The sequence below is a fragment of the Staphylococcus sp. HMSC072B07 genome (genome assembly GCF_001815505.1).
Taxonomy (GTDB): domain Bacteria; phylum Bacillota; class Bacilli; order Staphylococcales; family Staphylococcaceae; genus Staphylococcus; species Staphylococcus simulans.
Window position 1 is genome coordinate 42,004 of record NZ_KV820934.1, and the last position, 14,384, is coordinate 56,387.

12 protein-coding genes, 1 pseudogene and 1 CRISPR repeat array are annotated in these 14,384 nt (G+C 34.2%); all 13 genes and pseudogenes read right to left on the bottom strand.

Translation table 11 applies throughout. The annotated features are described in order from the left end of the window. Positions 1-6: 6 nt before the first annotated feature. The 13 genes and pseudogenes from HMPREF3031_RS09900 to HMPREF3031_RS09955 all read right to left on the bottom strand — a co-directional run bounded on the left by HMPREF3031_RS09900 (position 7) and on the right by HMPREF3031_RS09955 (position 14,242). Positions 7-1,278 carry a dihydroorotase gene (locus HMPREF3031_RS09900; RefSeq protein WP_002480618.1) on the bottom strand — a complete coding sequence of 424 codons (1,272 nt, stop codon included), beginning with the start codon at positions 1,276-1,278 and terminating at the stop codon, positions 7-9. Then, positions 1,265-2,173, bottom strand: a complete 909-nt coding sequence (locus HMPREF3031_RS09905) for an aspartate carbamoyltransferase catalytic subunit (protein ID WP_002480617.1) — start codon at positions 2,171-2,173, stop codon at positions 1,265-1,267. The genes HMPREF3031_RS09900 and HMPREF3031_RS09905 overlap by 14 nt, the downstream gene beginning before the upstream one ends. Before the next feature lie 30 nt (positions 2,174-2,203). Then, positions 2,204-3,505 carry a uracil-xanthine permease family protein gene (locus HMPREF3031_RS09910; protein ID WP_002480616.1) on the bottom strand — a complete coding sequence of 434 codons (1,302 nt, stop codon included), beginning with the start codon at positions 3,503-3,505 and terminating at the stop codon, positions 2,204-2,206. 221 nt (positions 3,506-3,726) lie between these two features. Continuing rightward, positions 3,727-4,254, bottom strand: a complete 528-nt coding sequence (gene pyrR / locus HMPREF3031_RS09915; protein ID WP_002480615.1) for a bifunctional pyr operon transcriptional regulator/uracil phosphoribosyltransferase PyrR — start codon at positions 4,252-4,254, stop codon at positions 3,727-3,729. A gap of 392 nt (positions 4,255-4,646) precedes the next feature. Next, positions 4,647-5,009: direct repeats of the CRISPR family, unit length 36 nt; unit sequence GTTTTACTTCATTCTAAAAGATCACAATTCTAAAAC. 50 nt (positions 5,010-5,059) lie between these two features. Further along, on the bottom strand, positions 5,060-5,911 hold the full coding sequence (locus HMPREF3031_RS09920; protein WP_002480614.1) for a hypothetical protein: 852 nt from the start codon (positions 5,909-5,911) through the stop codon (positions 5,060-5,062). Further along, positions 5,908-6,225, bottom strand: coding sequence for a CRISPR-associated endonuclease Cas2 (gene cas2 / locus HMPREF3031_RS09925; RefSeq protein WP_002480613.1), 318 nt, complete (start codon positions 6,223-6,225; stop codon positions 5,908-5,910). The genes HMPREF3031_RS09920 and cas2 overlap by 4 nt, the downstream gene beginning before the upstream one ends. A gap of 190 nt (positions 6,226-6,415) precedes the next feature. After that, positions 6,416-7,126: a type II CRISPR-associated endonuclease Cas1 gene (gene cas1, locus HMPREF3031_RS09930; RefSeq protein WP_002480611.1), complete on the bottom strand. Its 711-nt coding sequence runs from the start codon at positions 7,124-7,126 to the stop codon at positions 6,416-6,418. Continuing rightward, positions 7,116-10,463, bottom strand: a pseudogene (gene cas9 / locus HMPREF3031_RS09935) (type II CRISPR RNA-guided endonuclease Cas9); the annotation flags it as partial. The gene cas1 and the pseudogene cas9 (HMPREF3031_RS09935), both read right to left, overlap by 11 nt. 18 nt (positions 10,464-10,481) lie before the next feature. After that, the gene (gene cas9, locus HMPREF3031_RS13695; protein ID WP_002480609.1) at positions 10,482-11,156 is read right to left on the bottom strand and encodes a type II CRISPR RNA-guided endonuclease Cas9; all 675 of its coding nucleotides are present in this window, start codon (positions 11,154-11,156) and stop codon (positions 10,482-10,484) included. Positions 11,157-11,413: 257 nt separating this feature from the next. After that, positions 11,414-12,331 (bottom strand): RluA family pseudouridine synthase, encoded by a 918-nt coding sequence (locus HMPREF3031_RS09940; RefSeq protein ID WP_002480608.1) that lies wholly within the window; start codon positions 12,329-12,331, stop codon positions 11,414-11,416. 12 nt (positions 12,332-12,343) lie between these two features. Next, positions 12,344-12,826 (bottom strand): signal peptidase II, encoded by a 483-nt coding sequence (gene lspA / locus HMPREF3031_RS09945; protein ID WP_002480607.1) that lies wholly within the window; start codon positions 12,824-12,826, stop codon positions 12,344-12,346. 129 nt (positions 12,827-12,955) lie between these two features. Beyond that, positions 12,956-13,441: a CHAP domain-containing protein gene (locus HMPREF3031_RS09950; protein ID WP_002480606.1), complete on the bottom strand. Its 486-nt coding sequence runs from the start codon at positions 13,439-13,441 to the stop codon at positions 12,956-12,958. Positions 13,442-13,447: 6 nt separating this feature from the next. Further along, a complete protein-coding gene (locus tag HMPREF3031_RS09955) occupies positions 13,448-14,242 on the bottom strand; it encodes a VOC family protein (protein WP_002480605.1) in 795 nt (264 codons plus the stop codon). Positions 14,243-14,384: the final 142 nt, after the last annotated feature.

Consider the following 14,384-nt stretch of genomic DNA (forward strand, 5'->3'; position numbering starts at 1 on the left):
TGTTGTTTATTCCTCCTTGAATGCCACTTCTCCAGCTACCATTGTTAATACAGGGTTGCCGTATACTTTATAACCGATGAATGGTGTGTTGCTTGCTTTTGAATGGAAATCTTCTGCTTTGATTTCTCTCTCTTCTTCTAAATCGATTAATGTTAAGTCTGCTGTTTTGCCTTCTTCTAGGATGCCGTATGGCAAGTCAAAGATCTGTGCAGGTTTAATTGTTAAGTAGTCAACTAATTGTTGTAATGACCAATCTCCGTTTTTTACAAAGTGTGTGTAAAGTAATGGGAATGCTGTTTCACTGCCGACAATACCGAATGGTGCTTTTGTCATTGGTTGTGCTTTTTCGTCAGCTGCATGTGGAGCATGGTCAGTTGCGATACAATCAATTGTGCCGTCTAACAATCCTTCAATCAGTGCATCTCTGTCTTCTTTACTTCTTAAAGGAGGATTCATTTTGTACATTGCGTTGTCACCAGGGACATCGTCTTCTGTCATTAATAAGTGGTGCGGTGTCACTTCAGCAGTGACTTTGATACCTGCTGCTTTCGCATCACGGATAGCACGTACACTTTCTTTTGTTGAAACGTGACATACGTGGTAGTGACAATCTGCTGCTTCAGCTAATAATACGTCACGTGCGATTTGTACAGCTTCACAAATGTTTGGAATACCTGGAATACCTAATTCTTTACTGCGTTTCCCCTCGTGCATAGCGCCGCCGTAGATTAAACTGTTATCTTCACAGTGTGCAACCACTGCTTTGTTTAATTTGGCTGCTTGTTGCATTGCTTCATACATTGTGCCGGCTGTTTGTACCCCTACACCGTCATCTGTGAACGCAAATGCGCCGTGCTCAGCTAACCCTTTGAAATCAACTAATTCGCTGCCTGCTTGTCTGATTGTAATTGAAGCGTATGGTAATACACGAACACGTGCGTTATCTTCAATTAATTTGTTAAGTTTTTCTAAATGTTCAACTGTATCTGGTACTGGGCGAGTATTCGGCATTGGACAAACTGTTGTGAATCCACCGCGTGCTGCTGCTTTTGTACCTGTTTCAATTGTTTCTTTATGTTCTCCGCCTGGTTCTCTTAAATGTACGTGTACATCAACTAAGCCAGGTGCTGCGAAGCGACCTTTTGCGTCGATCACTTCAACTTCTGAACCTACTGTGATTTCTGGTGCGATTTCTTTTACTTTGTCGTCTTCTACTAAGATAGAAGCCTCTGTTAATTTACCGTCTTTTAATACTTTTGCATTCTTAATTAGCAACATCGATAAGAACCCCTTTCTGTTGTTCCGCAATAATATGGCTGATGACTGACATACGTAAGAACATGCCGTTTTTCATTTGTTTGAAGATACGTGCTTTTGGCGCTTCTACTAATTCTGTATCAATTTCAACGCCTCTGTTCACTGGTGCTGGGTGCATTACAATTGCGTTTGGTTTCATGCGGTTGTATCTTTCTTTTGTTAAACCGTATTTTTCATGGTATTCATGTGGATCAAAGTTTAATTCTCCGTCATGTCTTTCGTGTTGTACACGTAATAACATCACAATATCCGTTTCTTCGATGACATCATCAATTTTGACATAAGGTGCATCTAGAGTATCGTCAACCCATTCGTCTGGTGCTGCGAATTTAACGTTAGCACCTAAAGCTGTAAGTGCTTGGTAGTTACTGCGTGCTACACGTGAGTTTTTAATATCTCCACAGATTAACACGTTTAAGCCTTTGAATTTTTTGTATTCTTCATAGATTGTCATGATGTCAAGTAAGCTTTGCGTTGGGTGTTGACCACTGCCGTCTCCGCCATTAATGACTGGAATATTTAATCCCTCTAATTCTTTGTAGTAATCATTTTGTGGGTGACGGATAACTAATGCGTCTACACCGATGCTTTCTAAAGTTTTGCATGTGTCATATAATGACTCACCTTTTTTAACAGATGAAGTACTAGTTTCAAATGGAATTTCTTGCATACCTAAGCGACGTTCTGCCATTTCGAAGCTGCATTTTGTACGTGTTGAGTTTTCGAAAAATAAGTTTGCTACGTATGTGTCATTTAATTTATGAACTTTCTTACCTTGTTTATATTCGATTGCTGTTTCGATAAGTGAATAGATTTCTTCATTTGATAAATGTTCCATAGATACTAATTGTTTCATTGTTAATTCCCCCTAAGAATTGGATAAAGTTTATTTATTTGATGTTTCCGGTTTTACTTTAGGTAAAATTAGGTTCAATACGATACCTGAAAGTGCTGCAAGTGCCATACCTTCAACTTTGACGCCGTGAATATCGAACATTAAGTTTCCGATACCCACCACAAGAATAACTGACGCGATTACTAAGTTACGGTTTTCCGAAAAATCTACCTTGCTTTCAACCAGCATTCTTAAGCCGCTTGAAGCGATGATACCGAATAAGAGAATGGATACCCCACCCATGACTGGTGTTGGGATTGATGAAATCAATGCTGTGAACTTACCTACAAATGCCAGGATAATCGCAATGACTGCTGCACCGCCGATAACGTAGATACTGTAAATCTTTGTTATCGCAAGTACGCCGATGTTTTCACCGTATGTTGTACTTGGCGGTCCGCCGATAATACTTGCAAACATTGTAGATACACCGTCTCCGATAATTGATCTGTGAAGACCTGGTTTCTCGAAGAAGTTTCTGCCGACAATCTTGTTGATGACCATTTGATGTCCGATGTGCTCACTGACTGTGACGAACACAATCGGAACCATTAAGAGCACCAATCCGAAGTGGAAGCTTGGATGATAATCTACAAATGGTACATAGATGTGCGGCCAGTCGAACCATGATGCTTTCATCACTGGTTTGAAATCTACGATGCCGAAGATGATGCCTGCGATGTAACCTACAATGATTCCGATTAAGACTGGAATCAGCGAGAAGAACCCTTTCATGTAGCCTTGAACAACTAATGTTGTGATTAAAGTGATCATTGCGACAATCAAGTAAGTAACGTTGTAACCTTTCATGTCTGCAGTATTTTCAAACATTGCCATGTTGGCAGCTGTTGGCGCAAGACTTAATCCGATAACCATGATGACTGGTCCTACTACAACGGGCGGTAACAAATGCATAAGCCAACCGATTCCGCTTAGTTTGATTAAGATTCCGATGATGACATACATCACACCACTCATGAAGAGTGCCACAAGCATGTCTCCTAAGCTGTGTGTACTTAATCCTGTAATAATCGGTGTGATGAAGGCGAAGCTTGAGCCTAAGTATGCTGGAATCATTGATTTTGTAATTAAGATATAAAGCAATGTCCCGATTCCTGATGCAAGCAATGCCGCTGAAATTGGCAAGCCTGTTAGGAATGGTACTAAGACTGTTGCGCCGAACATCGCGAATAGATGTTGTAAGCTGAGAAAGGCCCATTGGCCTGCTTTCGGCTTTTCATTAACATCTAGTACGGGTTTCACCGTTCGCTCAAACATTTGTTCATTTTCCATTTCTCTTTCTTCCTTTCATAAAAAAATCTCTTTACAGCAATCAGCGTGCAAAGAGACATTGTGGGGGAAAGATAAGAAGGTGTTGTCTGTTTGAGATACACGTGTACCTCTTTAGAAGTTGTTTCTTACAAGATTTGTAGCCTCTCGTGCTAGCATTGTAAGTCGACAACAGTTCTTATCTAACCCTTTGTCAGTCTCTCGTACTGATTTAAAAGGGTAAGCTATTCAATTATAACTGCGTTGCGACCATCTGTTTCGTCTACATAGACTAAAACTTCTTCGTCTTTCGCAGTTGGAATATTTTTACCTACGAAGTCAGCGCGTATTGGTAATTCGCGGTGTCCGCGATCCACTAATGTTGCTAACCCGATTTTTTGTGGTCGAGAATGTAGTAAGATTGCATCGAGTGACGCACGTACAGTTCGACCTGTATAAAGCACATCATCAATGATGATAACGACTTTGTCTTTAAGGTCTACATCAATGACATAAGATTTCTCAGACATTTTAGGTGTCGGTAACTCTAAATCATCTCTGAATTGCGTGATGTCTAATGTTCCTGTAGGAACACTTACGTCTTCAATTTGTTGAATCTTCATTTGAATACGTTTCGCTAAAAATTCTCCGCGTGTTTTCACACCAAGCAACACAAGATTTTCAGTACCTTTGTTATACTCTAGAATTTCATGTGCGATACGTGTTAAAGTCCGCTGCATGCCTGCATCATCTAATACAATACGTTCTGTCATTCCCGCACTCACCTTTCCATAAAAAAATCCCGTATCTCAATTGAGAGACACGGGACACGAAGAACATGCGAGATTTACTATCTCAACTATTTAAATCAGTAACTGTTTTGTCGGTTACTTTACTAAATTTGTATGGCAATCAGGGTTGGTGAATTGCGTGTTCATACAAAATTACCTCTTAATAAAGTGTTTACTTAGTTACTTTCTCTAGTTTCAACATGTAAATTATCTGCCTTCGGAGCATCTCTGTACTCTCAATTAAAGACTTACGATTTCTTTATTAAACTGTACTAAGTTTAACACAGATAGATGAAAAGTCAAAGACATTTCCAAAACAAATATAAAGATTTTTCCACTCATACAAACATGATAAATAGTTAAGTTAATCTCCATGGTCAATTCATTCTAAAAGATCACAATTCTAAAACCTTTCTAGTGCTAACTTGCGTGTATTATCGTTTTACTTCATTCTAAAAGATCACAATTCTAAAACTAGTGACAACAAAGCGAAAATCGAGATTAGTTTTACTTCATTCTAAAAGATCACAATTCTAAAACAAGTTTTGTGTGTTTCATGATACAGGAAAGTTTTACTTCATTCTAAAAGATCACAATTCTAAAACAGCGGTAAACCCGTATTGATTAAAGCAAAGGTTTTACTTCATTCTAAAAGATCACAATTCTAAAACGATGCATCAAATGTTTTTACGCCCAATTCAGTTTTACTTCATTCTAAAAGATCACAATTCTAAAACCTTAAACAACGAGAAATCAAGGTTTTAGAGACCTTTATAATGACAGTAAACTAATATTTGTTCATAAATTGAATGAAGAACTCATCATCAAGATATGGATGTTGGCAAAATTCATGATAAGCTATCATTTTGCTTGTCTTATCCAAATCAGTTATTGTTTCTTTTTCTTTAAACAACAATAACTCTTCTCTTATTTGTTTAGTATTTACCGATTCTCCATTCGTTTTAATAAGCGCTAATGTATCAGACTCTATAATAAAATAAGGATGGCTCGTAACAATAATACTAAACATATTTAGAGTTTGCAGATATTTATTAAATGCCTTCATATCCGAAAGCCCTAAATGAGCTTCAGGGAATAACAAAACCAGCACATTTTCTTTTTCTGTTGATGTTAATGTGTCTATAAATAATTTGCGTTGCTCTATCGCATTTAAATCATCTAAATCATTATGAAAGTCTGGTTTAAACATGCCAAGCAACTTTTTCAAAACAATATTAGAGGATTGAAAGTCAACTTGATAACTTTCATTCTTTATTTCTAATGAGTTTAAGAAACTTTCTATCGTTGACTCTACCTTATTATATAATAAATTAGTCGTTTCTTCGTTAAAAATTTGTTGTTCGAAACGATGATATAATGCTTCTTTGAATATTTTACTATCAAAGAGGTTTATATCACCGCACGGAACAATAATTAAGTTTACATTATTAGGTAATATTGTTTGATAATTATCTGCTACAAGTCTAACGTTCTCATCATAATTTTTAGACTTAGACTGACTATACTTTATAAGTCCATCAGTTAAAGCATTCAATTTACTAGTATTCTGAAAAGAAATCACATTTAATTTCTGCTCTACTATTTCAATCGGTTTATTAAATTCTCCAACTAATTTCATAATTCAAGAATTCTTTCTGTTGTATTTACATCATATTTCGTTCTAGGTTCGCCAACTAGATAGGTCATGTCTGAAAATTGTTTTTCAGTGACAATTAACGATTGCACAATTCCATGCGCAGGTAAGTTTTGTTTAAGCTTACTTATTTGATGGTTTAATGTACCTCTATTTAATATCAATTTACAATAAATTGAATATTGGCTTCTGACATATCCTTCATTCAACAAAAATTTAACAAACTTTCTATATTCACGTCGTTCTCTCGAAGTTTCAACAGGTAAATCAAACATAATAAAAAGTCTCAAGAATCTCATATTACTCCTTTCAAACACCCAATTTTTAGAAGTTAAAAACAGGCATCTTAATAAAGTTGATATCTCCACTTTCCAAGAATTTAAAAATTCCATCCAAATAAATTTCAATCGCATTAACTAAAAAGTAATTCTTTTTGTTTAACTTAACTTTCTCATTAAACATGTTTAAAATCGCTCTTTTTTCCTCTTTTTAAAATTTATCGTACACATTTTGTAGAACCAAAAAATCTACCATCGGTCTAAATACTTCCATAAAATCACACGCTAAGTTAAAAGGGTTAAATTCATTTTTATGTTTTATCCCTATCTCAGTTAAATAACCTTTACTAACAATAGTTCGCACAAATACAGCTAATAATACTTGATAGCCATAATCCAGTCCTCCATTCACAAATTCATCTGAATTTCTGGATACGCCTGAATCTAAAATAATATTGAAATAAGACTTTGCGGCTAGTCCCTCTCTATTTGTACTATCATTTAATTTGGTTTCATGAACACAGTTATCAAAGAATGAGGTATCAATATTTCTATAAAAATATTGAATCACTTGTTTTTGTTTAGCAATTTTATTTTTTATAATCCTCTGCCAAAGTAATGATTTATATTCCTTATTCCAGTTCAATTGTTTAGCAATATGCCTAGATTGTTTGTGATGCCCATAAATTGGCACCACAAACGATGAAGGTAAATGTTTTTTATCGCATAAAAGCGTAATAATCTTATTTTCAGACAAGGCATTTAATAAATGTCCAGTAATAGAAACGCTTGGATTTTCTATCACCAAGCATAGAATTTCTTGGAGTGGAATTTTATACAATTCATCAGCTTTTACTATTAAATGATTCATTCTCAAGGACAACTTTGATTCTTTAGTAATTATGACAGTCCTAAAGCTCATTTTTAGACTCCGCTAATTTGAAAATAGATTTAGGTTTAGTTGTTTTTAAACCCGTAATAGATTTATATTGTATTTCAGCATTATTTTTAGTATCTATAAATGTGTTTGGCGTTTGTCCATTCCATCGTATCTTTAATTCTTTTGATCTCTCAGCTGAGACTTTAGTCATCTTCAAAACTTCTAATATAGATTGAGTCATTGAGTCGTTAGACTTTTCTGTATTGTTAAACAGATTTTTTATTAAGTTAACCTTTCTATCTCTAGATTGTAATCCAATACTATTTCTGAACTCTTCAATAACTTTTTCTGCAAACTGATTATAAAACTCTACTTTTTCTTGTTCTGTCATATTATTATATGGACTTAATGCCTGTTTTATTTTACGTTGCATTGCGATATCAAACTCTAATTGTTTACCATTAATGCGTTCATATGCAGAAACAAATAAGAATGGATGTCCATTGACAAGAAGTGCATCGCCCTTATTAATACTAAATAGATATTGTGCTTTTTTAATGTCTAATTTAGGAAATGCTTTTCTAACAATTTTCAATGCACGTGTATTCATATCTACATCAGCATTATTTACATATTCGAATACCGTTTCATTAAATACGCCGTAACCTATTAACTCTTGATCTTTTTTAACATAAGTGTAGCTAACTACAATACCACGTTTATTTTTCATTTCTTTATAAATAGCTGTTTTATTTTTATCCGAGTCATACTGTGCAGTCGTATTTTTAGGAGAAAAAGCACTTTGTTTATAGAATGCACTTTCTGTGCTTGTGCTTTCTACTTTTCTTGAATAATTGAACTTAAAATTATCTAAGTCAAATATCAATTTAGAAATCATACCTTCACCATATTCATTAACATAGTTTTCCATACGCTTGAATAGGAAGAATTCTCTTTTCTTATTATTCTCAGTAAATTCACCTAATTGTCTCCATTTTTCACGCACTTTTTCCCACTTGAAGTTAAATTCAAATAGATTAACTTTAGGATAAAAGACACGAGCAGCTTGATATACGAAACCATTTAAATACGCATCTACCGCATGATGCCAATCGTTAAGTTGACGAATTTTAGGTATATCAAATTTACGTCTTAATTCAGAAACGACGTTTGCTTTCATAGGAACGACAGTAGTTGATGGATATTCTTCTGTTAAGAAGTCACTTACATGAGAAATAATTTGTCTGGTTTCAACAAGTTGTCTTTGAATAAAACCTTCTTTATCCAAATCATTAAATTCTTTCTTCATTAATTTTGAAAGCTTACTACTGCTAATTAGGTCGTTTTCATATAGCATCTTCCAAAATGGAACAAGTACATGATTATCAAAAATTTCTAGCGGCATTTTATCGCCTGATTTTTTCTGGTTAGCGCTTTGTATAACAAGAACTTTATTGTTAATACTATCGTCCTTTACAAATGTTCTCGGTAAAATATGATCTATTTCATAGAGTTGATTATTCGTATCTGACATTAATCTTTCTAAATCTATCGGCTTCTTGGTATACATACATTTACCGTTTTGATGAATATAAAGCCATAATTTAGGATTAGAAAAATCTAAATCAGGATAAGCTTTTAGTTCTTCAAACAAACCTTCGAACTCTTTATTTCGTTTTAGGTTATTCTTTTTAACCAAATCATCCCAAAGTTCGCTACGTGACTTTTGGCGTTTACCTTTTGCTTGATCTTCTGTCGCAAATTCAATAATAATTTTCTCTGGTGCACCAAATAAATTGCTAATTTCTCTTACCATTTTTATCGCGTTCCAAATGCCCTTTTTAAGTGCAGGAGAAGTTCTTAATTCAGCAACATCTTTATAAGAAATTTTAGCATTTTTTACCTTATTACTATTTTTAATGAAACAATCAAATCCTAATGTTTTATCTGTGATAATTTCCATAAAGTTATTTTCTGTACTATACATCAAATCTATTAAAGAACGACCATTCACTTCTTTAGTTAGTAATTTTTCACTTAGTCTTCCCCATCCAGAATAATTCAGTTTAACAATTTGATTAAGTTGTTTTTCAGTAATATTTGGATACTTTTCACCAATTTTCTGTTTCAATATCGCTTTATCTTCAAAGATTGTAATCCATAAAACTAACTCTTCAATCATCTGTCTTTTGTTTTCAACAGAACCCAAAATAGCTTTCATATCATTATAAGTAGAGAGTTTTGACGCAAATTTAGAATCATTTTGCGTACCAAACACTTTTAATTTTTGACCACTTGTTTTGTTTAAAGTATTTCTATGTTCAGAGTTTTGCAGTAAAGTGATTAAATCTTTATGCGTGACATTCTTTTTCTTTTGGAACAGATTATGATAAATAAATTGTTTAACTTTAGGATCAAGTCTATGGATTCTATGCTTAGGTTCATTTTCTCCCCTAAGTTGCACATTATTAAGTTCATTGAGTACTTCCATCTCTTGGTATAACAGACTGTGTTTTGGTAATACATCTTCTTCTAACAAATAAGTACACTTACTTGTCATACGTCTGATGAATTTTTCAGCACTCTTAGATTTATCAATAACTTTGTCAAAGTTCCATGGTAAAGTTTGTTCATCTGATTTACGAATCATCCATGCAAAATCAGATTGTCCATTTTTATTAGTGAGCGGACCTACATAGTATGGAATTCTAAATGAAATTAAATTGATAACTTTACCAATCATCTCTTCAGTAATTTCAGGATAATATTTTTGTTGATTTCTAAGTATATTTTCCGCTTCAAACACATTATTTTGATACGGTATACTCGCATTATCCGTCGTATTTTGGACCACTAAGAACTTTTGTTCATCTATTAAATTTAAAACCTCAGTATATTCTTTAGGTACTAACCCTTTTAAGTCTTTCATCAATTTCGCATACTGATCTTTAGAATGAATTAAATATTGATCAAATTTAGATAGCTTCCCGAAATTTTTCGCATCAGGGTTTTCTTGATATGCCCTCATATCTTCTTTACTTGTCACGAAAAACTCATGATATTTATCATACTTATTTTGATAAACGATATCTTTAATTAACTTCAATTGACTTTTGAAAATCTTATAGTCTCTCACTTTAGCTGCAGAGATACTTGTTGCACCTTTTAATATTCTGTCTAACATAATACCCATAAAGAACGTATTAGCCGACTCAATAAAATTCAGTTGTTCATCTGTAAGAAACTCTGATAAATTTTCATAATAATCATCAGATAACGAAATTGCATCACTACCTGTAGCACTTTCTTTTATATCTTCTGCATTTTCCATATTTTCAAATAAAATACTTTGCTTAAATTTGAGGCCAACTAACATTTTAAATAGCTCTGCATGTGTTTAAGACACATTTTTCTTTAATTCTTTAGATTTATCATTTCTTGTTAACTGATCATCTTTCAAAGTATCAACAATCACTTTAATATCTTTATTTGAAATAGAGTCTTCATATGGATTAATACTCTGATATTGTTCTAACAGTTCTGATAGTTGTGCTTCATTATCAACAGTTTTTCCTTTATCAAAACTTAAATTATTAAATAAGAAATGGCCACGGTACTTAACTAAGTGGTAAAGCGCTAAAAATATTAATTCTGGTTCAAATTTCTTTTCGGGATGGTTCTGAATGTCTTGTTGTAAATGATAAATCGTAGGATAAGCTTTAGGGTTCTTCCCTAAAGCTTTTAAGACTTCAGATAAACTGCGATGTTTAAAATCCTCATTTGAATTTTTCCATTTATGCAAGTTTAATAATTGGTAAAAATTAGAATTCTTTACTAATGGTGCTAAAACTTCCTGTAATAATCCAAGACGTTTAATTCTTCTATTTTTACGTCTTCTACTTGTTCTAAATCCACGCCTTTCAGCTGCTGTATCTGCACCTTCAAATGTAAGCACACCTATCGCATCTTTATCATGGTATTTTAAAATATTAAAATCTAAATCCATACAAGCATAACCAATACTTGCTGTTCCAATGTCTAAGCTAAGAATATATGGGTTTGTTTTCTTCATGTCATCACCTGTTGTCGTAATAATTTATATAAATTATCTCAAAATTCTTTTATTTTATAAAGGCCTATGTTAAGATGTAATAGAAGTTTACTTCATTCTAAAAGATCATAAATAAGTTAAAACAAGCTTAAAGCGAAAATGTAGCTTAAATGCTAACGTCTTACTGTGTCAGTAAGACTTTTTTTATGCAAAAAATCCCTTGAAACGAACACTTTCATTTCAAGGGGTTTTCTATTAGATATTAAGTTTACTTTTATTTACGCATGTCTAGTGCGAATATCTTCAAGGATTTCCTCAAAGTAATCTGGAAGAGGTGCTTTTCTTTCGATGTATTCACCAGTTACTGGATGTGTGAAGCCGATGACACCTGCATGTAAGGCTTGACCCCCAATGTCCATTGTTTTTTTCGGTCCGTATTTTGGATCTCCAACTAATGGATAACCGATGTATTTCATATGTACACGAATTTGATGTGTACGTCCTGTTTCAAGTTCACATTCTACTAATGTGTAGTTGTTAAAGTGTTCTAACACATTAAAGTGTGTAATCGCATCTTTACCGTCATCGACAACATCCATAGCTTGACGGTCTACTTTATTACGGCCGATTGGCGCATCGATTGTACCGTAGTCATGTGGAATATTACCATGAACTAATGCCGTATATTTACGCGTTACAGTTTTGTCCATGAGTTGTTCCACTAAACCTCTATGTGCAATATCGTTTTTCGCAACCATTAATAAACCTGACGTATCTTTATCGATACGGTGGACAATACCGGGTCTGATTTCACCATTAATACCACTTAAATCTTTGATTTGGTACATTAAGCCATTTACAAGTGTTCCACTGTAATGACCTGGCGATGGATGCACAACCATACCTTTAGGTTTATATACAATTGCCACATCTTCATCTTCATAATAAATGTCTAAGTCCAGATTTTCAGGTTGAATATCCGCTTCAACCGTCTCCTTCTCCGTCACTTGAACTTGATCATTCTTCTTCATTTTATAATTCGCCTTCACAACTTTTTGATTCACTTCAACTAAGCCTTCTTTAATCCAATCTTGGATTTGGCTACGTGACCAATCAGAGTTTTGTTCAGGCAAGAATTTATCTATACGTTGGCCAACGTGTTCATCTTCTGTAATCTGAAAATCAAATTGAGTCATTTCAACACTCCTTTACTTCACTTTATTTTTCTTCGAATCAAACAACAACAAAATCAAAATTAAAATGACACCGACAGTCAAACTAGAATCCGCAACATTAAAGATTGGGAAATCATAACCGAAAATATACGTATCAATAAAATCGACCACTTCACCATTTTTCATGCGATCGATGAAATTACCTAACGCACCAGCAAATAGTAAACTGATTGCCATCTGCATCCAGAAATGACCTCTTGCTTCTTTAACGTAGAAATAAGTAAGTAACCCTAATACAATAATCGTAACTAAAAAGAAAAAGCCCATCTTGCCGCTGAGTATTCCCCATGCAGCGCCTGTATTACGGTGAGAGGTAATGTTTAAAAATCCTGGAATGACTGAATATGAGTCGCCTACTGACATTGTTTTTACAATATATGCTTTAGTAAATTGATCTAAAATCAGTACCGCTAAGGTCACAAATAACGTGGCACCGATGAAATATGATTTTCTCATGTCTTCCTCCTTGAAGCAGCCAGCTCATCTATTGTGTTATCACAATGATGCATACTGACCTTTCACTTCTTCATAACAACATTGTATATTATAACAAATTGCCAGTAGAACAGATACTAAAATTATCAATTAAGCTTCTTTAGTATCTTGTGTCTTCGGATTCTCTTTTGGATGAATATAATGATAATTTTGAACTTGTTGTGGTTGAATCGTACGTGAAGTCACTTTATGAGGGGCAACGTAATTCATTTCAGTTACATATAATGAACCATCGTCATTCACATGTTCAATGTATGCGACATGACCTTCTTCACCTCTTGGTGATTGTAAGAGTGATGAAGCTTTAGGTTGTTGATTCACTGTGTAACCCGCTTCTTCAGCTTTGTCTGCCCAGTACTTCGCATCTCCCCAACTTTTACCAATCATATTACCGTCATCTTTGACTTTCTCAAACACATAATCCGTACATTCTCCATCATCGTACGGATTAAATGCCATAGGATCAGGTTTCATCTGTTCTATATAATGTTCAATCTCATCTTGATGGTCGACTGCCACATATGTTGCTCCACCAAGGACGACCAACATAACACCTGCTGAAATTAGTTTTTTCAATGATTATCAAACTCCTAGATAATTAAATCGAAATGCGATACCGTCCGGTCCTTTTAGCCAAGTATGTGTCGTCTCTGGATAATGGAAATCTACTAATGTTAAACCATACGTATCATCATTTTCCATCCGCTGCATACTAGACATCCAATGATTGACAGCTAAAGTATGATGATAACCGTTTGATGACATAAAGAGCGATGATTTATTCACAAAAGAAGATTCTTCTAATCCAAAGTGTGCTAAGTAATAATCTTTCACTTCAGAAATACGTACCGTCTTCAAATGTAAATTACCAATCATACTGTCATCTGGAATACCTTGCCATCCATCACGTGAACGTAAGTTCATTAGTTTAGAGGCATATAAATGTCTTGTATCCATAATCACACGGTTCTCTTTATCAAAATCCCAAGTTTCTTCCGGTTGGTCCGCATAAAATTCAAAGCCATTACCTTCAGGGTCTGTAAAATATAATGACGTACTGACATTATGTTCCGCACCATTTAACGGGATTTCATGTTCCGTTAAGTGTGCCATTAAATCCGCTAAATGCGCGTGCGAACCTAAGCGAATACCGATATGAAATAATCCTGCTTCTGATACTAATGGCTCTCTGCCATCATCTATTTGATGTAAGGTAATGCGATGTTTTGAATCTCCTACTTCATATTGAATAGAAGTATACGTTTCATTAATCACATTAAATCCTAATATCTCTTCATAAAAGTGTTTTAAGTTTTCTTTATCTCTCACATTTAACGTCACACCATTGACGTAATGTTTTTCTCCTAATTGACGCAATGCCGTCGCTCCTTTCTGTCTATTTTCATTGACGTTCCATAAGCGTATTACTCATTATACCGAGTTTTCGACTCAATTACTCAGGATTGGCTCACAGTCTATACATTGAAAAAAGGCTCTATACTATTTAGGACTGGTGATA